Annotated in this window: 18 protein-coding genes; 15 read left to right on the forward strand and 3 right to left on the reverse strand. The window is 49.0% G+C overall.

Annotation, left to right across the window (positions count from 1 at the left end; all coding sequences use genetic code 11):
* Positions 1-30: 30 nt before the first annotated feature.
* From ispG to ACJJII_RS11205, 10 genes are all read left to right on the forward strand, one after another.
* Positions 31-1,143, forward strand: a complete 1,113-nt coding sequence (gene ispG, locus ACJJII_RS11160; RefSeq protein WP_282934070.1) for a flavodoxin-dependent (E)-4-hydroxy-3-methylbut-2-enyl-diphosphate synthase — start codon at positions 31-33, stop codon at positions 1,141-1,143.
* A gap of 57 nt (positions 1,144-1,200) precedes the next feature.
* Positions 1,201-2,463 (forward strand): histidine--tRNA ligase, encoded by a 1,263-nt coding sequence (gene hisS, locus ACJJII_RS11165; protein WP_444906247.1) that lies wholly within the window; start codon positions 1,201-1,203, stop codon positions 2,461-2,463.
* A 70-nt stretch (positions 2,464-2,533) separates the two neighbouring features.
* Positions 2,534-3,241 carry a YfgM family protein gene (locus ACJJII_RS11170; RefSeq protein ID WP_444895038.1) on the forward strand — a complete coding sequence of 236 codons (708 nt, stop codon included), beginning with the start codon at positions 2,534-2,536 and terminating at the stop codon, positions 3,239-3,241.
* The gene (gene bamB, locus ACJJII_RS11175) at positions 3,241-4,404 is read left to right on the forward strand and encodes an outer membrane protein assembly factor BamB (protein ID WP_282934067.1); all 1,164 of its coding nucleotides are present in this window, start codon (positions 3,241-3,243) and stop codon (positions 4,402-4,404) included. The genes ACJJII_RS11170 and bamB overlap by 1 nt, the downstream gene beginning before the upstream one ends.
* A gap of 146 nt (positions 4,405-4,550) precedes the next feature.
* Positions 4,551-5,948: a ribosome biogenesis GTPase Der gene (gene der, locus ACJJII_RS11180; RefSeq protein ID WP_282934066.1), complete on the forward strand. Its 1,398-nt coding sequence runs from the start codon at positions 4,551-4,553 to the stop codon at positions 5,946-5,948.
* A 167-nt stretch (positions 5,949-6,115) separates the two neighbouring features.
* Positions 6,116-7,579 (forward strand): NAD-dependent succinate-semialdehyde dehydrogenase, encoded by a 1,464-nt coding sequence (locus tag ACJJII_RS11185; RefSeq protein ID WP_444919185.1) that lies wholly within the window; start codon positions 6,116-6,118, stop codon positions 7,577-7,579.
* A 24-nt stretch (positions 7,580-7,603) separates the two neighbouring features.
* On the forward strand, positions 7,604-8,287 hold the full coding sequence (gene tsaA, locus ACJJII_RS11190; RefSeq protein ID WP_444919186.1) for a tRNA (N6-threonylcarbamoyladenosine(37)-N6)-methyltransferase TrmO: 684 nt from the start codon (positions 7,604-7,606) through the stop codon (positions 8,285-8,287).
* Between the two features lie 164 nt (positions 8,288-8,451).
* Positions 8,452-9,273, forward strand: a complete 822-nt coding sequence (locus ACJJII_RS11195; RefSeq protein WP_444919187.1) for an MBL fold metallo-hydrolase — start codon at positions 8,452-8,454, stop codon at positions 9,271-9,273.
* Positions 9,274-9,572: 299 nt separating this feature from the next.
* On the forward strand, positions 9,573-9,788 hold the full coding sequence (locus ACJJII_RS11200; RefSeq protein ID WP_444919188.1) for a hypothetical protein: 216 nt from the start codon (positions 9,573-9,575) through the stop codon (positions 9,786-9,788).
* A gap of 59 nt (positions 9,789-9,847) precedes the next feature.
* Positions 9,848-10,081 carry a hypothetical protein gene (locus ACJJII_RS11205; RefSeq protein ID WP_444919189.1) on the forward strand — a complete coding sequence of 78 codons (234 nt, stop codon included), beginning with the start codon at positions 9,848-9,850 and terminating at the stop codon, positions 10,079-10,081.
* 18 nt (positions 10,082-10,099) lie between these two features.
* Here the strand turns inward: ACJJII_RS11205 and ACJJII_RS11210 are convergent, their stop codons facing one another.
* Positions 10,100-10,888 (reverse strand): class I SAM-dependent methyltransferase, encoded by a 789-nt coding sequence (locus ACJJII_RS11210; protein ID WP_444919190.1) that lies wholly within the window; start codon positions 10,886-10,888, stop codon positions 10,100-10,102.
* A 92-nt stretch (positions 10,889-10,980) separates the two neighbouring features.
* Between ACJJII_RS11210 and ACJJII_RS11215 the strand changes: the two genes are divergently transcribed.
* Positions 10,981-11,193 carry a GFA family protein gene (locus ACJJII_RS11215; protein WP_444919191.1) on the forward strand — a complete coding sequence of 71 codons (213 nt, stop codon included), beginning with the start codon at positions 10,981-10,983 and terminating at the stop codon, positions 11,191-11,193.
* A gap of 46 nt (positions 11,194-11,239) precedes the next feature.
* Positions 11,240-11,548, forward strand: coding sequence for a GFA family protein (locus ACJJII_RS11220; protein ID WP_444919192.1), 309 nt, complete (start codon positions 11,240-11,242; stop codon positions 11,546-11,548).
* Positions 11,549-11,618: 70 nt separating this feature from the next.
* On the opposite strand, the gene ACJJII_RS11225 is transcribed toward ACJJII_RS11220, so the two are convergent.
* A complete protein-coding gene (locus ACJJII_RS11225) occupies positions 11,619-13,247 on the reverse strand; it encodes a di-heme oxidoredictase family protein (protein WP_444919193.1) in 1,629 nt (542 codons plus the stop codon).
* Between the two features lie 1,377 nt (positions 13,248-14,624).
* On the opposite strand from ACJJII_RS11225, the gene ACJJII_RS11230 reads away from it, so the two are divergent.
* Positions 14,625-15,782, forward strand: a complete 1,158-nt coding sequence (locus tag ACJJII_RS11230; protein ID WP_444919194.1) for an NAD-dependent epimerase/dehydratase family protein — start codon at positions 14,625-14,627, stop codon at positions 15,780-15,782.
* A gap of 91 nt (positions 15,783-15,873) precedes the next feature.
* Entirely contained in the window at positions 15,874-16,902 is a 1,029-nt protein-coding gene (locus tag ACJJII_RS11235) for a glycosyltransferase family 4 protein (protein WP_444919195.1), read from the forward strand.
* Positions 16,903-16,933: 31 nt separating this feature from the next.
* Here the strand turns inward: ACJJII_RS11235 and ACJJII_RS11240 are convergent, their stop codons facing one another.
* On the reverse strand, positions 16,934-17,791 hold the full coding sequence (locus ACJJII_RS11240; RefSeq protein WP_282934044.1) for an alpha/beta hydrolase: 858 nt from the start codon (positions 17,789-17,791) through the stop codon (positions 16,934-16,936).
* 134 nt (positions 17,792-17,925) lie between these two features.
* Between ACJJII_RS11240 and ACJJII_RS11245 the strand changes: the two genes are divergently transcribed.
* The gene (locus ACJJII_RS11245) at positions 17,926-19,956 is read left to right on the forward strand and encodes a protein-disulfide reductase DsbD family protein (protein WP_444919196.1); all 2,031 of its coding nucleotides are present in this window, start codon (positions 17,926-17,928) and stop codon (positions 19,954-19,956) included.
* Position 19,957 lies beyond the last annotated feature (1 nt).

Below are 19,957 nucleotides of genomic sequence, written 5' to 3' on the forward strand. Positions count from 1 at the left end.
TTTTTATCAGTAATACCACCAGGTCAGCCTATGCAATTTGAATCTCCCATTGTCCGCCGCAAGTCGCGCCAGATCATGGTGGGTGATGTACCGGTCGGAGGGGATGCCCCGATCTCGGTGCAAAGTATGACCAACACCGAAACCTGCGATGTAGCAGCTACTGTTGGCCAGATCCAGCGCCTGGAACAGGCTGGAGCCGATATAGTGCGGGTTTCTGTGCCCAGCATGGATGCCGCAGAGGCGTTTGGAGAAATTAAAAAACAGGTGAATGTCCCGTTAGTCGCAGACATTCACTTCGATTACCGTATCGCCCTGCGGGTTGCAGACCTGGGGGTGGATTGCCTGCGTATTAACCCCGGCAATATTGGCCGAGAGAAGCGTATTCGGGCCGTAGTGGATAAAGCGCGCGATCTGAATATCCCGATTCGTATCGGTGTCAATGCGGGCTCCCTGGAAAAAGACCTGCAGAAAAAGTATGGCGAGCCCACGCCGGATGCTCTGGTAGAGTCGGCGCTGCGCCATGTATCGATCCTCGACAGCCTGGACTTCCAGGACTTCAAAGTCAGTGTAAAAGCATCCGATATCTTTATGGCCACGGCTGCCTATCGCAAGCTGGCCCAGCAGATTGAGCAACCGCTGCACTTGGGTATTACCGAAGCTGGCGGCTTGCGTGCCGGCACAGTGAAGTCGGCGATTGGTCTCGGTGCCCTTCTGCTCGACGGTATCGGTGACACCCTGCGGGTTTCCCTGGCTGCAGACCCGGTGGAAGAGGTCAAAGTGGGCTGGGATCTGCTCAAAAGCCTGCGTCTGCGCAGTAAAGGTATTAACTTTATTGCCTGCCCCAGCTGCTCGCGCCAGAACTTCGATGTGGTGAAAACCATGAATGAGCTGGAGACGCGCCTGGAAGATGTGACCACACCGCTGGATGTGGCAGTAATTGGCTGTATCGTCAACGGCCCCGGCGAAGCGAAAGAAGCCGATGTAGGCCTGACTGGTGGTACCCCGAGCCATGCCATCTATGTGGATGGGCAGCCAGACCGCAAGTTTAAGAATGAAAATCTGGTGGATGATTTAGAGCGTTTGATTCGCGAGAAGGCGGCCGCCAAGGCCGAGCGCGAAGCGGATATCATCGCCAAGGCGTAGAGGGCAACAGCTCCCTGCGCAAGCCCCAATTAATTGAGTGAAAATTAAGGAACAGCGTTGAAACAGCTTCGCGCAATTCGCGGCATGAACGATCTGCTACCGGAACAGTCCCCGGTATGGCAGTACGTGGAAGCCACACTGAGTGAACTTACTAGTCGCTATGGCTACACCGAAATTCGTACTCCCTACCTGGAGTCGACCCAGTTATTTTGCCGTGCGGTGGGTGAGGCTACCGATATTGTCGAGAAGGAAATGTACACCTTTGATGACAAGAGCGGTGACAGCGTTACCCTGCGCCCTGAGGGCACAGCGGGCACTGTGCGTGCAGCGATCCAGAGCAACTTGCTGAACCAGCCACAGCGCCTGTGGTATTTCGGCCCTATGTTCCGCTATGAGCGCCCACAGAAGGGGCGCCTGCGTCAGTTCCACCAGTTTGGTGTCGAGGTGTTTGGCATTGAAGGGCCGGATATCGATGCAGAAATCCTGATCATGACTGCGCGACTGTGGCGTCAGCTGGGTATCAGCGAACATGTGACCCTGCAGCTCAATTCCCTGGGTAACGCCGAGAGCCGCGCTGCTTATCGGGATGCGCTGGTCACTTATTTAAGTGAGCGTCGTGACCAGCTGGATGAGGACAGCCAGCGCCGTCTGGAGCGCAATCCGCTGCGAATTCTCGACAGTAAAAATGCGCAAACTCAGGAACTGCTGGCGGATGCGCCCTGTCTACTGGACTTCCTCGATGAGGAATCCGCCGCCCACTTTAGTCAGTTAAAGGCACTTTTGGACGGGGCTGGCGTTAAGTATGAGATCAATCCCAAGTTGGTGCGCGGTCTCGACTACTACGGAAAAACTGTATTTGAGTGGGTGACCGACAGCCTCGGTGCCCAGGGCACTGTGTGTGCCGGTGGCCGTTATGACGGCCTGGTAGAACAGATGGGTGGCAAAGCCACTCCGGGCGTGGGTTTTGGCCTGGGTGTTGAGCGCCTTGTATTGATGCTGGAAACCCTAGAAGTGTTGCCTGAGTCCCTTTCGCAACAGGTAGATGCCTACCTGGTTGCCGTTGGTGATGTACAATCAGCTGCCATGACAGCCGCCGAGCAATTGCGCGACGAGCTGCCCTGGTTGCGACTGCAGTTGCACTGTGGTGGAGGAAGCTTTAAAAGCCAGATGAAGAAAGCTGATAAGAGCGGCGCCGATTATGCGCTGATTATCGGCGAAGATGAGGCTGCAAATGGTCAGATAACTGTGAAGTACCTTCGCGCTGACCAACCGCAGCAAACGCTGGCACCAAAAGAGCTGGCAGCACTGCTGCAAGGCTGAAAGAAACACTGAGGGAGGCGGAGGCCCCCGCCGGGAAAGTTAGTAATCTACAGGAAAGGCAAATTACCCAATGGCTGAGCATCTTACCGAACAAGAACAAATAGAAACGCTGAAGCGCTGGTGGGCGGAAAATGGCAAGGGAATTGTGACTGGCGTCGTGCTGGCCCTGGCCGGTTACTTCGGTTATCAGTGGTGGCAGGGAGATCAGCGCACTAAGGCTGAAGCGGCCTCTGACCTGTACCAGACTTTCGTTGAAGCGGTCTCCGCCAACAACAATCAACCGGACAACAAGCAGCTTACCACTGCCAAGAATGTGGCCGAGCAGCTGAAAGATGATTTTGCCAAGCGCATCTACGCCAGCCAGGCTGCACTGCGTCTCGCGGCTATTTCAGCGGAGAGCAATGACCTGGAAGCTGCCGAGCAGCAGCTGCAGTGGGTACTCGACAACACCAGTGAAGCAAGCCTGGAGCTGCTCGCTAAACGCCGCCTGGCCGCTGTTTTGGCGGCCCGCGGTGAGTCAGATGAAGGCCTGAAATTGCTCGAGGGCACTATACCCCCGGCATTCGCGGCCCTTTATTCTGAGACTCGTGGTGATATCCTGAAGCAAAAGGGTGACATCGCCGGTGCGCGTGCCGCGTACGAGCAAGCACTGACAGAGCTTCTGCCAGAGCAAGCGGGCAACACCCAACTTCTGCGCCTGAAGGCTGAAAGCCTGGCGGTAACCGAGAGCAGTGACGCTCAGAACCAAACCGAGCCTGTATCTGAGGGAGACGAGTAATGGGATTTCTGAATCGCGCTGCGGGTCGCACTGCAGCGGTGGCGCTAGCGGTGGCCCTGGCTGCCTGTGCCTCTAATGACGAGAAGGAAGATGTCGACCCCGTCGAACTGGTGGATATTAACTCCACTGTTGCCCTGCAAGAGGTGTGGTCTGCCGATATTGGCGGTATTGACCAAAAGCGTTACGCGATGCTGCAGCCGAGCCTTATCGATGGTCGCCTGATAGCTGCCAGCAGCGATGGTGAAATCAGTGCTTTTGATCGCAGCTCCGGGCGCAAGCTCTGGGAGACAGATCTGGATGTAGATCTGAGCGGTGGTGTGGGCACTGGCCTGGGCATGGCGGTAGTCTCCGACTACCGCGGCCGCGCTGTGGCTCTGGATCTCGAAAACGGCGCTGAGCTATGGAATTACCAGGTCTCCGGCGAAGTAGTTGCCGCTCCAGCGATCGGTGCTGGCGTGGTTGTCCTGCAGACCGTAGATGGCAAGCTGGTTGGCCTCGACGCTACCAGCGGTGAAGAGTTGTGGAGCCACAATACCAATTTGCCAGTACTGACCCTGCGCGGTACTGCAGCACCTGTTATTAGCGGTGGTATGGTGATTGCCGGCCTGGATAACGGCAAGCTGCTGGCCCTGGACGCCCGCGATGGCATTCAGCGCTGGGAACAGCGAGTCGCTATTCCCCAGGGCTCTGCTGAGCTGGAGCGGGTAGTTGATATCGACGGTGCTCCAGTAGTGCGCGGTGATTTGGTGTTTGCCGCCAGCTACCAGGGCCGTGTTGTCGCCCTGTCCAAAGATAATGGCCGCGGCCTCTGGGCTCGCGATGCCTCTACCCACCACGAAGTGGCAGTAGGTGGTGGCCATGTCTACCTCAGTGATGCCTCCGGTAGCGTCTATGCCTACAATGTGGGCAGCGGCCAGATCGAGTGGAGTAATAACGAACTATTGCGCCGCGAATTGAGCGGACCGGCTTTCTTCCAGGACGTGGTCGTTGTGGGAGATCTGGAAGGCTACCTGCATGTGCTGGACCCCAATTCCGGACAATTTATTGGCCGCGAGCAGGTGGACGGTGATGCGATTCGCATCCCCATTCTGGTTGATGGCGACCTGATATTTGTGCTGTCGGATGACGGCAAGTTATCAGCTCTGCGCCTCGCTGATTCCTGATAATCGCAGCCAACTGACGAGAGGCGGACAGGCTGTCCGCCTTAGGGCTTAGAGCCCGCAAATGGAGCCTGCTGTGCAGGCAAGTTGAAATCGCCCGCCTCGCGCGGGCTTTTGTATTTTTTTATACGGCTAAAACCAGAATTTGTATGCTGCCAGTAATTGCCCTGGTCGGGCGCCCCAATGTGGGCAAATCCACACTTTTTAACCGGTTGACCAAGTCTCGCGACGCTTTGGTGGCCAACTACGCCGGGCTTACCCGCGATCGCAAGTACGGTGAGGCGGAGATCGACGGGCGCAAGCTGTTACTGGTCGATACCGGTGGTATTTCCGGTGGCGAAGAAGGCATCGATGCGGCTATGGCCGAACAATCTATGCAGGCCATCGAAGAAGCAGACTTCGTACTCTTTTTGGTGGACAGCCGCGCTGGCCTGACCCCAGCCGACGAGATGATTGCCGAACGCTTGCGCACCCGCTCCAAGCCCACTTTCCTGGTGGCCAACAAAGTTGATGGGGTAAACCCGGATATTGCCCTGGCACCTTTCTATGAGTTGGGTATTGGTGAGCTTTTCCCGACGACTGCTACCCACGGGCGCGGTGTTCGCTCCCTGATGCAGCGGGTTATCGAGGACCTGCCCGAGCAGGAGGTTGAAGAGGAAGCCGAAGAAGCGACCGGAATCAAGATTGCCATTGTGGGCCGCCCCAATGTGGGTAAATCCACCCTGGTTAACCGCCTCTTGGGTGAGGACCGGGTTGTTGTCTACGATCAGCCCGGCACAACCCGCGATAGCGTCTATATCAATTATGAACGCGACGAAAAGCCTTACACCCTGATCGATACTGCGGGTATTCGCCGCCGGAAAAATATCAAGGAATCGGTGGAGAAGTTCTCTATCGTCAAAACCTTGCAGGCGGTGGAAGATGCCAACGTGGTGGTGCTGGTGATCGATGCCCGCGAAGGCCTGGTGGACCAGGATATGCACCTGATGGGCAGCGTAGTACAGGCGGGACGCGCGCTGGTAGTTGCTCTGAACAAGTGGGATGGGCTGGAAGCGGATCATCGCGACTATGTGAAAGCCGAGTTGGAGCGCCGCCTGCGCTTTGTGGACTTTGCTGATGTGCACTTTATTTCTGCACTGCATGGCACCGGTGTTGGGCATCTGTACGAGTCCATTGAGGGTGCTTACCAGAGCGCTACAGACAAACTGTCCACTAATCACCTCACTCGTATTCTGGAGTGGGCGGTAAGTGAGCACCAACCACCTTTGGTGCACGGACATCGTATCAAATTGCGCTACGCTCACGCCGGTGGACAAAATCCGCCGGTTATTGTGATCCACGGTAACCAGACTGAGCAGGTACCGGCACATTATGTGCGTTACCTGGAGAAGACTTTCCGCAAGGCTCTGGATTTGCACGGTACTCCGGTAAAAATTGAGTTCCGCACCAGCGCTAACCCCTACGCGGACAAAAAGAACAAGCTGAGTGACCGCCAGAAGGCCAAGAAACGCCGCCTGATGAAGTTTGTTAAAAAGAAGAAAAAATAAGAGGCGGTAACTTAGGTTACCTGTAAGCCGGCAAGGGATACTGCCGGTTTGCGCACCACTCCAGCTTCTACAGCCTTAACCCACAGTGGAATGGCATTGTGGGATTTCTATCGTACCAGTGATCCCGTTTTTGACGGGGCCAGGGAAGAAACCACAAGGAGAATACGATGTTGAAGCTGAAGAATCCTGCATTGCTGCGCAACCAGTCCTATATCAATGGCCAGTGGATTGACGCTGATTCTGGCGATACCTTCGATGTGTTGGACCCGGCAACTGGCAAGGCGGTTGCCAGTATCGCCAACTTGGGGGCAGATGAGACTCGCCGTGCTATAGAAGCTGCTGATAAAGCCTGGCCTGCCTGGCGCGATACTCCGGTAAAAGAAAGAGCGAAAATACTCAGGCGCTGGTATGAGCTGATAATTGCTAACGCCGATGATCTAGCCATTATTTTGACCGCAGAGCAAGGCAAGCCACTGACAGAGTCCCGTACCGAAATTGTGTATGGTGCTAATTATGTCGAATGGTTTTCGGAAGAAGCCAAGCGCGTCTACGGGGATGTTATTAGCCCGCCTTCCAGTGATAAACGGCTCTTGGTTATCAAGCAGTCGATTGGTGTGACCTGTTCTGTAACGCCATGGAATTTCCCCAGCGCTATGATCGCACGCAAAATGGCTCCCGCTATTGCCGCAGGCTGTCCATTTATTGCCAAGCCCGCCTCCGAAACACCTCTATCCGCACTGGCTCTCGCAGTTCTCGCTGAGGAAGCGGGAATTCCCCCAGGTGTTTTTAATATTGTCGCAGGGGATAAGGCACCGGAGATTGGCGCAGAAATGACGGCCAATCCCTTAGTGCGGAAATTTACTTTTACCGGTTCTACCGCTGTCGGAAAATTGCTGCAAGCCCAGTGTGCAGCAACCATGAAAAAAACCTCTATGGAGTTGGGCGGTAATGCCCCATTTATTGTTTTTGATGATGCTGACATTGGCGAAGCCGTAAAGGGCGCAATTGTTTGTAAATATCGCAATGCCGGTCAAACCTGTGTATGCGCCAATCGCATTTTCGTGCAAGAAGGTGTTTACGATGAATTTGCACAGAAATTTTCCGCCGCGGTAAACCAGCTTTCCATGGGCAGTGGTTTTGATAGCGGTGTCGACATGGGCCCTATGATTACCACCAAAGCAGTGAAGAAAACGGAATCTCTGGTGGAAGATGCGCTGCAAAAAGGCGCGCAAACTCTAGTTGCTGGTGGTCCCAGTACTATGGGGGAATGCTTTTATTCTCCCGTAGTATTGGGTGGGGCCACCGATCAAATGCACTTGTTCAAAGAAGAGATCTTCGGTCCGGTAGCTCCGCTATATAAATTCTCCTCTGAAGAGGAAGCCATTAAAATGGCCAACGATACGGAATTTGGTCTGGCTTCTTATTTTTACTCCAGGGATATTGGTCGTATTTGGCGTGTTGCTGAGGGACTTGAATACGGTATGGTCGGTATCAATGAGGGTATTATTTCCAATGAAATGGCACCCTTTGGCGGTGTAAAAGAATCCGGGCAGGGACGCGAGGGCTCAAAGTACGGTATTGAGGATTACCTGGAAATAAAATATCTGTGTGTCGGCGGTATTGATAAGTAGTTTGTTAAAGTGTTTGGATTTTAAATGGTTGTAGAGCCTATTGCGCGGGTGCATTCCTGCTTTGGAGAAAAGTTTGGAGTGCCCCGCCAGCCACTATTGGCGGATGCCAGTCGCGCCAGTATTGCGTTGTTACCTCCCCTGGATACGCCAGATGCAGTTGCTGGTCTGGAGCAAAATAGCCATATCTGGGTAGTGTTCCAATTTCACCAAGCCGCTGGGCAGTGGTCAGCTAAAGTGCGCCCGCCCCGTTTGGGCGGCAATAAGAAACTGGGTGTACTCGCCACTCGCTCGCCCTTTCGTCCCAATAATATCGGGCTGTCAGTAGTTCGTCTTCTGGAGGTGCGCACCTCTCCTAAAGTGGAGTTGATAGTTGCCGGGGCAGATTTGGTCGATGGTACGCCAGTATTGGATATTAAACCCTATGTTCCCTATGCGGATGCGTTAACGCATGCGCAAAGTGAATTTGCTGTCGCAGCTCCAGTGCAAATTCCCGTTACTATCCCCGAGCCAGTTCTGAATAAAGCCAAAGCCTACCGCGATGACTGGGGTACAGATCTCCCCCGTTTAATTGAACAGGTGTTATCCCAGGATCCAAGACCGGCATACCAAAAGACCGACCCTCAGCGCATTTATGGCATGCAATTGTGTGAATTCAATTTGCGTTGGCGTTATACCGATGCCGGAATAGAAGTGGTGGCACTGGAATAACCCTCGACCAGCTAGTTCCAGTATTCTGCAGCAAGTCAGGATGTGTCTCCTCCGTAACTGTCTAAGGTTTGGAAAGGATATGTCATTCATTTTCATGGGAAATACAATTCCCCAAGATACGGCATTCGCCTAAAAATAACGCCTAGCTATCCAAGGGCACAGCTATGCCAGTACGTGAAACCTTTAATTATCAAGGCTTAGATGCTATTCGCGTCGGCCGAGTCAATATGGGTGTTAATACAACCTTTGTTGTTTATCGCCTCAATGGAACCGTAATTGATACGGGTCCCAGCAATCAGTGGAAGTATGTCAAGCCGTTTATACAAAGCGCACCGCTAAAGCAGTTATTGCTGACTCATCATCACGAAGACCATAGTGGCAATGCCGGCGCTATCCAGAAACTTACCGGTGTGCAGGCGGTGGCTCCGGATCTGACTATTGGTATATTAAAAAAAGGCTTCCGAATTCCCCCGATGCAGAAGTTTTTCTGGGGAACTGCGGGAAAAGCGGAGGTGGCACCTCTTCCAGAGGAAGTCTACATTGGTGAAGAAAAAGTGGTTCCAGTATTTAGTCCCGGGCATGCAAAGGATATGACCTGCTATTTACTGCCTGAGCGTGGCTGGCTGTTTAGTGCTGATTTATTTATTGCCAATTACTTAAAGTTCCTGCGTATTGATGAAGATGTCCCTACATTAATGAAAAGTATAAAGGGGGTCCTGGATCATTCGTTTGACGTTATCCTCTGTCCTCACCGAGGTGTGGTAGAGGATGGTTGGCAGCAGTTGAATAAAAAATATGAGTATCTGTTAAATCTATCTGGAGAGGCGCAAAAGTTGAAACAGCAGGGACTTCCCTTGGAAGAGGTTACACAGCGCTTACTTGGAAAAGAGGGGTTATTCAGTGCTTTGACTGGTTATAACTTCTGCAAGAGAAATTTGATTGCTTCATGCTTACAGGTTAACTTGGATGAAATGTTCCGTTTTTGATCTGTTGGTAATTTGGAGGGTGGTTTTTTTTATTTTCTATAGTACGCTGGTAGTTATACCTACTACATATAAGGCATTTGAGTAGATTTTGATGGGGTTATTATATCCCATTTTACAGAAACGGTTGTGTATTTAGAAAACTATTTTAGCTTTAAGTAGGAGTTAGTTGATTATATCCCCCCCCTCCTTTCTAGCTTTCAGGCGGTTGCATTTAATAGTTGCATTTCTAATAAATGGTCTTCAATCAAGGTGTGATATATTTGGCGGTTTCTAAGGGAGATAAGTTTTGAGGTGATCTTGTGTCCAAAATAAGTTTCTATAAGGTAATGGCTGTTTCCCTTTTTGTTTTGTCCGCTATATTTGCAATTTTGGTCAGTTTTTTGGTGGAGTTTATTTGCGGAAGTATGAGTGTGGTTCCTCAGTTTGTAAAAAATGTTGCGTTTGTTCTGTCCTTGGTGCCGATGTCCCTGGCTGCTGTGCTTGTTCGTAAGAAATTCTCAGATAGGGACCGGTAGAGTTGGTTTGTATTGATAATTGGTTTTTCTTGAGGTTACAAAGGTGGGTTTAGGTTTTTATGGGTAGCGGTGTAAAAGCTGTATTGTTCTATATTTTGGTTATTTTTTTGCCTGGAATTTTATTTTTTGGTTGCCTTTTGTTGTTGGATTTTTTGAGCGATGCGTTGGGGATAGTTTTACCAAAATGGATGTTGGTGGTTATATTGGGGTTGGGGGTTGGATTTATTGTTGTAGGAGTAAATAAATCCATTTATTGGTATGCCCATTGGAGTAAGGGTATGAGGGGTAAGTGATTAATATTTTGTTGATGGTTATTTGTTCGCTTCAATAATAAATCGTTTGATTCTTACCCCAGCATCCTTTCGCATTTCCGGGTGGATTTCCTTATAGTATTTGTTCATTACCTGGTCGGCAAACTGCTCTCTTTCTGGGTGGCCTAGATGGCGGAACTGGGGAACCCATGATAGAAAGAAGGTAGTGAGCTTTTCCCAGGTTTGAAAATTTTCCACATGATAGATTTCATCGAATCTTGGTAAGTAGAAGCCTGCTTCTTCGGCATAGTTCCGCATTTCCTCTAGCGTATAGTGATTATAAGGATCGTGAAAACTTTCAAAATAGGGCTTCCATGTAGCTGTTTCTTGTTCCTCGTATACAGTCTCCCAGAAATTTTCATGATCAACCTGAAAACCACAAACTACTTTACCGTTAACTTTTAAATATTTATAAAAACTATTCCAGACTTGAGCTTGGTCCGCTACCCAGTGTAAACAACTAAAAGAAAAAATAATGTCGAATTTGCAGTCGAACTGGATTTCGTCTGCGCTCATTTGCTCGAAGGATAGGTTGGGTATATTGGCGTAATTTTTATTGGCATAACAAATCATATCCTCGGTTAGATCAATACCGATAATCCTGCCATTTGTCATACGCTCAGCTAAATAGCGGGTTACCTTGCCATCGCCACAACCCACATCAAGAATAGTGGCAGCTTGGCGATAATCGCAGCGATGTATGGCTTCCATAGCGTGGCGCCACTGCATGTCAGAGGCGTTTACGTACTCTTGAGCCTGCCACTTATCATGTCTGATAGGTTCATTCATTGGTGTGACGCCCTGAGTCTCATTGTGGATGGTGAATCAGTTTAGCCCAGATACACTTATGATCTGTGTAGCAATTTCAGTCATCGATAAATATGGCACAAGAAACTGTGCAGTTCGTAAAACCGTCATTCTGGCCACCTGCCGAACGAAAGGTAAAAGTCTGGGAAAGTACTGTGAAACTCAAAGGATCTTGCCACTGCCAATCGGTTAAGTTCAGTCTGAGCTCCCGACAACCTTATCCCTTCAACCGTTGTTATTGCTCAATATGCAGAAAAACAGCTGGAGGAGGGGGGCTTCGCTATTAACCTGGGGGCAGATTTCCAAACCCTGAAAGTGGAGGGCGAGGAGTTTTTGAGTGTCTATCAGGCTGAAATTGGGATTCGAAGTCGGGAAAGTAGCGGAAAGAGTCCGGCACAGCGACATTTTTGTTCAAAGTGTGGCAGTGCGTTATGGCTTTGGGACCCGCGCTGGCCAGAACTGGTACACCCCTTCGCTTCTGCGATTGATTCTGAGTTGCCGGTACCGCCAGTGCGTAGCCACATGATGCTGGATTATGCTCCGAGTTGGGTGCAGCCAGATATACGGGAGGGGGACGAAATGTTTGGAAGCTACCCTGAAGAGTCCCTGGCTGAATGGCACAAGCGAAATATTCCCGATTAGGGAGGGGATAAAGAGAGGCGGGGCGAGCCTGTGGCCGCCCCGCTTCAGGTTTATGGAGTTAACCTTGCGTTTATTCTTCCGCGAGATAGAGCACCAGGTTATCCAGGAAGTTGACCAGGTCTGCCTTTTCAGTGTCACTCAGCCCATCAAACTGTTCCTTGCTGGATTCAGCTTCACCACCGTGATTTACAATCGCCTCAGTCATAGTGGTAGCGCGTCCATCGTGTAAGTAAGGTGGTGTTGAGCCAACGCCCCAGAGGTTTTCTGTAAGGAATACTGAGGCTCCCACATTGCCTTCATCAATTTCCTCGGCCATGGCTGTTCCCATATCGTGACGCTTAAGGTCACCATATAGGCGGACTATAGCCCCGCCATTTTCCGATTCCTCAAATTGCCCCAGCGTTTGTCCAGAAGGAAGCTCCTGCGGGTTATCCATGATCTCTGTGAGCAAGTTAAATTGCAGGGATTGGCTGGGTAGGCCGGCTATATCGCCCGCGGGATAAGTTTCATCGCGGTAGCTAGCGTGCTGAGAGGGCTCATAGAATACCGGCGATGCAACTTCCATCTCGGGGGAGTGGCAAGAGGCACAGCCAATGGAGCTAAATAGCTCTTCGCCATTTTCGATACTGGCAATTTCCTCATTGCTTAAGGGTAGGCCGTATGTCTCCTGCTCCTCTTCCGTTAGGGAGTCGATTACGCTGTTAAGCTCGATTTTTGTTACCGGACGGGGTTGCGCTGCGTTGTAGATAGTTAACGCGGTGATGTCACCAACACTGAGTTCGTTAGTGATCGAATCAAAGTCACTGTCCGCATCACCGACCAGTTCAGTGGCCTGCATACCCAATTCCTGGTGTGCCGCGCCACGAACGAATGCGCGTACAAATCCGGTTAGGCCTTTCCACTCAAAGGGTCTGACTACCAGGTCAGTATCGAGACCTTCAACGTTATCGTAGTTGACCTCATCACAGGAGACGGAGATCTCACCAAAGCTAACGCCTTTTGCGGTTAGTGCGACAGTCGTATCTGTGCCGGATGAGCAGCTCTCACTGATAGCCTCATCCCGCAGAGTGTGCAGTTGGGTAGTCATTTCTTCTGCTACCAACTGTACAGCCCCCATACCGAACAAGTGGGGCGACTGACGTTCGATAAATCCTCTTTGCTTGCGCTCAGGATCCATGCGAATCACATTATCGTTAACACCACCACCGCCATCGGCCACGGGTACGTTGTGACAACTGATACAGGAGTCACCGTTGGGGCCTGTCGTACGGTGGGGCAAGACATTTGCCCATGCATTTGGCCCTTTCAAGTCGGGTCGAGGGAAGCTGGTGAATCTTTTGCCGTTGCCTACATTTACGCCGACCCCGTCGAGAGCGTTGTAATTCATCTCGAATAATTCATCGCCCTCCTCAAAAGCGTGAACATAGGCTTCCAAGGTATCCATGGATTCGAGATCAGATTGCTCTAAATGTCCACCCAGGTGAATTTCAATTGCCCCAGCATGCAATATCTGTACGGTATCGAAGACCTCACTAAAATCGAAAGGAGTGGTCCTTTGCTGTCTTTGGTTTTTTCTTGCGTGCTTGGGAACTCGGTTTTTATCGTGCTTGGAACCAAAGTCGGCAAGCGCTGGAGTGGCATTAAATGTTAAAGCCGATATTGCCATAGCGACAGGCAACAGGTGTTTTTTAAGTATCATCAGCTATATCTCCGGGTACTGATATTGAGCGGACGTAAGGTGAGTTCTTCTACGAAAATGCACTCGATGCGGAGACACTCGACCACTTTTCTTTTAAGCACGATTCCCCAAAAAACTGATTGTCAGTTGTGCTACAAGGAAAAATTGATAGAGATCTTGGTAATAACATTTTTATCTCGCAAAGTGCATCCAGTGAAGGTTTAACAGCATCCTTGCAAGCTTCTTATAGGTAGAACTGTGCCTGTTCTGCCACTTATGGCAGGCGTCAAGACCACGGGAGATACAGTATTGCGATAGCAGATTTTAAAGCTCAGATTAACTGACCTAAAGATCTAAAATGCGATCCCGATTGTGTCGATTTTGCCCATAACCTACCGCGCTAGTACGCGGCTATGTTTTTGTTTTTCGGATTTTTTAGTTGCCGTTTCTGATAAATAAGTTCCTTTGAAAGGGTAGGTATTTGAATATTTACCTTTCGGTGACATGCTTTCCTGCTTCACGGAAAGTCCCTATTCCTGGTGGTTGTGACATTAGATTTAGGAAAAAGTGCTGGTTATTAACGTTACTGAAGACAATGGATATTTTGAAAAACTTATAATTATTTTCGATTGAGAGTGAATTCCCCAATTGTGAATTCGCATTGTCTTTAGGTGACACATGGCTTGGAGGCTAATAACTTATCTGTTTGTGGAAATTTAATGTCACCTTTGTAGATAGGGTTTATGGAAACACTTCTTATCTTCGGTGCGTGCCAGTTCGTTATACCAGATCAAATTTCAGCATGCGCTTGTGAGCGTAGATACAGAGATGAAGGGTATTTGATCGCTGTCTTACTTACAGAAAGGTGCTTTGGGGTGTGTGCAACTAATGTGAACCGTATAATTGTCAAAAAAGTTTAGCTTTATTGAAAACATGTTTGGCGTATTTTCCCCTTCTAACAGAGGGGTAGAGTGATCGGTCTAAAACAATGGTGTTTCCGTTCGAGTACTCTATCTATTTAGGCTTAAAGTAAAATTGGCGCATTATTCATTTGAATGGCGCGATAAAGATCTTTGTCGCCATATATTTCAATATAGAAACAATGAGATAGTTCTATCATTGCGCCTGTAGGCTAGGAAGCCCCCAACTTACTATCAACTACAAAGCTGCTGAGAGATATTTTTAACGAGTGGTTCGTTTTTTCTCACTGTGGCGTACAAGGAATAAGGATAGTGATATGGATTGTCACGACATTGTCACAAAAAGTCGAATAAATTTGCCCGTATGGCCTCGTTTAACTGCGGTTGGTACTTTTGAATGAGGTAGGTTAATTCGAAGCTGATAAAAATATTAGTGTATTCGAATTGTATAAATTCCTAAGAGTTTTTAGGGGGTAGGGTGAGGAAAGTATTGATTTTGGGAGGTGATGGATTTTGTGGTTGGCCTACATCTCTCCACCTTTCAGAGGTGGGTTATGAAGTTATTATTGTTGATAACTTATCACGGCGAAAAATTGATATTGAGCTTGAAGTTGATTCATTGACACCAATCAGGCATCTGTCAGAGCGGCTTCGTGTATGGCGTGAAGTTTCCGGTATGTCCATCAGGCATATTTATATTAACCTCGGACAGGAGTTTGAGCGATTGCTCACTCTCTTAAAAGAGGAAAAACCAGACGCGATTGTACATTTTGCTGAACAGCGTGCCGCACCCTATTCGATGAAATCTGTCCGGCATAGACGTTATACACTTGATAATAACTTGAATGCTACCAATGATGTCCTGGCGGCTATAGTAGAAAGCGGATTGGATATACATTTGATTCACTTGGGTACTATGGGTGTCTACGGGTATGGAACAGCTGGTCTCACTATTCCCGAAGGATATTTAAAAATTCAGGTAGAGACTGAAGGGCATTTGAGTGAACAGGAGATTCTTTACCCTAGTAATCCAGGTTCTATCTATCATATGACAAAGGCACAGGATCAATTGTTATTTGCCTTCTATAACAAGAACGACCAGGTACGCGTCACTGATTTACACCAAGGGATCGTTTGGGGTACCCAGACCCGACAAACACAGAGGGATGAATCTCTGATTAATCGATTTGATTATGATGGCGATTATGGAACAGTCCTCAATCGATTCCTGATGCAAGCGTCGATTAATTACCCACTTACCGTTCATGGCACTGGTGGCCAGAAGCGGGCATTTATTCATATTCAGGATACCTGTCAATGTATTCAGTTAGCTATTGAAAATCCTCCAGAGATAGGCGATAGAGTCAAAATTCTGAATCAAATGACAGAGACGCATCGTATCAGGGATCTAGCAAATTTAATCTCCAACAAGACAGGGGTGGGAATTGCCTACTTAGACAACCCCAGGAAAGAGTCAGCAGAAAATGATTTGTTGGTAAATAATGATCAACTTATCGAGATGGGGCTCAATCCTATAACCCTGAATGATAATCTTCTCACTGAAATTGAGGGTATTGCCAAAAAATATTCACATCGATGTGACCAAACTAAAATCCCTTGTGTATCGAAGTGGTGATTTTTTCATACTTCAATGGCCCTGGTTTATATGAAATCAAGGCTGCCTGTGGAAGGTGAGGTTTTATGTCTATAGCTGAAGAGTGCAAAATATGAAGATTTTGATTGCTACGGATACTTATCCGGAGCAACTAAATGGTGTTTCCAGAGTGCTGGAAAAAACAGAGAAAGAACTCATGGCAAGGGGACACCAAGTAAAAATTGTTTCTGCTAATGATTTTACTAATTTCCCCTGGCCAGGCTATAAAGAAGTGAAAATTGCAGTATTTCCCGGTGGGAAAGCTGCCCGAATTATTGAGGATTTTTCACCGGACGCTATTCATATCATGAGTGAAGGTCCAGTGGGGTGGGCTGTTCGTGGCTACTGCAAGCGGAATAATTTGCGTTTTACGACATCTTGGCTATCCCGTCTCTCTGAATATGTATCGATTCGCTATAAAGTTCCACTGAAGTGGTTACACGGTCTCCTGCGTCGCTTTCATAATTCCGCAGCGCAAACAATGGTGACTACAGATGGTATGGCAGCGGAAGCTCGAGCCTTGGGAATTGCCCGTGTCACCCGCTGGCGTAGAGGCGTAGAGTTAGAAAAATTCCATCCGGTTGAGACAAAACTTTTTGAGGGCCTAACTCGACCTATCATGCTCAATGTAGGGCGTGTTGCAGTGGAAAAATCACTGGATAAGTTTTTATCGCTTGAGCTACCGGGAACAAAAGTTATCGTAGGGGATGGTCCTCAGCTCAATGAATTAAAAAGGAAGTTTCCAAAGGCGGTATATCTGGGAATTAAAGAAGGGAAGGACTTAACTGAATGCTACAGCGCTGCAGATGTTTTTGTATTTCCTTCGGTAACTGACACTTTTGGTCTGGTTAATCTTGAGTCTTTAGCCTGTGGTTTGCCCGTTGCCGCCTACCCTGTGACAGGTCCGAAAGATATCATTGGTGATGCCCCCGTTGGAGCGTTGGATAGCAATCTGCAAGTGGCCATAGAAAAGGCACTATTATTGGACCGATCGGACTGTGTTACTCATGCCAGGACCTATTCCTGGGATGTGGCCACTGAGGATTTTATTTCAAGTCTGGTCCCGGTCAGTGCAGTAGAGGCTTTGCCTGTTGATGGCTAGATAAAAGCGTTGCTCGTAAAGTTCGCAAGGCTTACTTGCGAGCTGACTTGAGCAACTCAACCCAACAGTACTTGTTAACAAATGCATAGTGTCCCAGCTGGTGCCAGCTTTGAGTTGAGCTATTTGGCATTATACTTGAGAGATATTCTGGCATTTTAATATCAATTATATCGTCGGCATCACCATAAAATATTTTGGTGGAAGTAGTGATTTCACGAGGATCAAACCCCCAATCCCAAAGCGCCATTATCATTTCAAAAAAACCCTCCCCATGCTGCGTTGCTCCAGCAGAGAATGATTCTTCAAACATTTTCTTAAGAGCCGGGTCTCGAATAAACAGTGCGGCATCAGAGGCGTCTTTCTTTGCAAAGAGCTGAATATAATCTTGTATATTGCTATTGGCTTGGTATGCACTTAATCGGCACAGACAACGAGTAAGAAATTGCCAACGATGAATCTTTGCGATAAGTCTGATATCCGGGTTTTTTAGCAGGTCAGTCATTCCTGGGTAGTCCAGTGGCGCAACAGGGGCTGCAAGGGCAATTTTAGAGACTCTGTGGGGAAGTTTGTTAGCGATAGAAAGTGCATGAGGGGCACCACCTGAATGGCCGACTACCGAAAATGTCTCGATATTTAGACGATTAACCAGTTCTTCGATATCCGCCCCCCAATCAACCATTCGCCGGCCTCTATGGGGAGATGATCCCCCCACACCAGGTTGATCTACAGAGATGACTCTTACGCCAAGAGATGCGGTAAGGTCCTTATCAGGATTGCGAATTAGTCGCGAATCTGAGAAGCCATGATTGAAAAGCACAGGCCAGCCATTTGGATCACCATAGTCATCATAAGTAAGGATACGGCCGTCACTTATCTGCAAGGCAGGCATTCTGGGCGCTTCTTTAGGTTAGGTATGATCGGAGTATAGTGAGACTTCGTTTTGTGATGGGTGAGGCCAATGTTGTAACTTGTATCTGACCCAAAGGGGGAGTACCAGTTGATTAGGCGAGAAGGAGAATCACATTGAAAATAAAGACCACGCTGATCAACATCTGCTGTTTGACGTTACTGTTGGTTGCGGGTCTCCCTGTAGCACAGGAGACGGCATCTGGTGATCACGTCAAGGTACGTTGGCTGGCACCTGATACATTTCGCCAAGGAATGAGAGAGACGGTTGGATTCTACTTTGAGGTAGATCCTGGATGGCATGTGTATTGGCGTAATGCTGGAGATTCAGGGGCGGCTCCACGGTTTGATATGGAGGCTCAGGGCGCTTTATTAGGGCCGATCGAATGGCCATTCCCAACGCGCCTCCGGGTAGAGCATCTTACTAACCTGGGGTACTCCGGGAATGTTGCCTATCTGTTCCAGCTCCTCCCAGATAAGCGCACGCAAGAGGTTACTCTGCATGCGGACCTGGAGTGGTTGGTTTGTAAAGTGGATTGCATACCGGGCTTTGCCACTATGAGTCTTGTACGGTCGGTTGCAGAGCAGGCGGCTTGGCCAGCTACAGATCTGGCGTTAAGGAATTACTTTGTCAACAGGCTTCCAAGGGGAGAAAGTGAGAGCCCGTGGCAACCAGTATCCATTTCAGCGCGAGGTAGTGAGCATATTACTTTGCAGCTCAGAGGGAATCGTAGCGATGAAATACCTAGCATTTTCCCCGTAAATGGTGACTTGTACTCTGCGTCTGAGCCAGAAGTTCAGCGCGAAGATGAAACTCTCCTCTACAAGTTCAAGCGCCTGCCGGGCTCTGAGATTAGTGAAAGCAGTGATTTTGTGATTGCAGACTCGAGCCGGGCCTGGAAAGTCTCTGCCCCCCTCTTATCCCATGAGGGAATTGAGACGAGTGCAACCTCTATATGGCTTTTACTTCTGTCAGCATTTATTGCCGGTATCCTATTGAATCTGATGCCCTGTGTTTTCCCCGTACTGTCCATAAAGCTATTTGGACTGATTAACGGTGGTAATCGCCCAGCCGAACGTTTGCGTGAATCTTTCCTATATAGCGCCGGCATTATGGTGACTTTTCTTGCTCTGGGGTTTGCTTTATTGGCGCTACGCTGGGGTGGGTTGGCCGTTGGCTGGGGTTTTCAACTTCAGTCACCGGTTGTGGTAATTGGGTTAATTATGCTCTTCTGGCTGATGGCCCTATCCTTTAGCGGCTTTTTTGAGTTTGGGCACCGATTAATGGGGCTTGCTAGCTCCAATAGCCGTGGCTCCTTTACCACTGGTATTTTAGCTGTCTTTGTTGCCGCCCCCTGTACCGGTCCATTTATGGGAGCAGCTCTGGGAGCAGCGGTGGTGATTCCTCCACTTCAGGCTCTACTCATCTTCTTATGCCTCGGTTTAGGGCTCGCTACGCCATTTATTTTGATGTGTGCAAGTCCTGTAATACTGAGGCATCTGCCAGCTCCAGGTCCATGGATGGAGAAGTTGCGTCAGTTTCTTGCATTTCCGCTTTACGCAACGGTGATATGGCTACTATGGATTTTAGGGCGCCTAGCTGGGGACTCTGGTTGGTTGGCCGGTTTAAGCCTGTTGCTCGTTGTTACTCTTGCAATCTGGCTAGTAAAAAATTTTTCCAAAATGGGGGGAGCAGCGGGTCTGATTTGTGTCGCTGCTACTTTGCTAATATCTCTACCGGCAATCCGCATGGAGGGTGGTGAGCAACCTGCAAAAATGGCGTATGACTGGCATCGTTATGACAAGGCATTTTTGACGGAAGCCTTGGATAATGGACGCCCTGTATTTATTGACTATACCGCAGCCTGGTGTATTACCTGCCAGGTAAATAAAAAGCTGGTGCTTGATACCCCGAGTGTACAAGCATTATTTAAAAAGAATAACGTGCTTCTAATTCGGGCCGACTGGACGCGTTATAACCCTGAAATTACTCAAGCTTTGCAGGATTTAGGGAGGAACTCTGTACCTGTATATGCATGGTATCCTGCAGGAGAGAAAAAACCAGAGTTACTTCCACCACTGCTGCAAGAGTCTTTAATTGCAGCACTGTTTAGTAAGCACTTAACTGTTAATAGTGAGGATGGTTAAT

This window comes from Microbulbifer maximicatervae (SeqCode), from assembly GCF_052467825.1.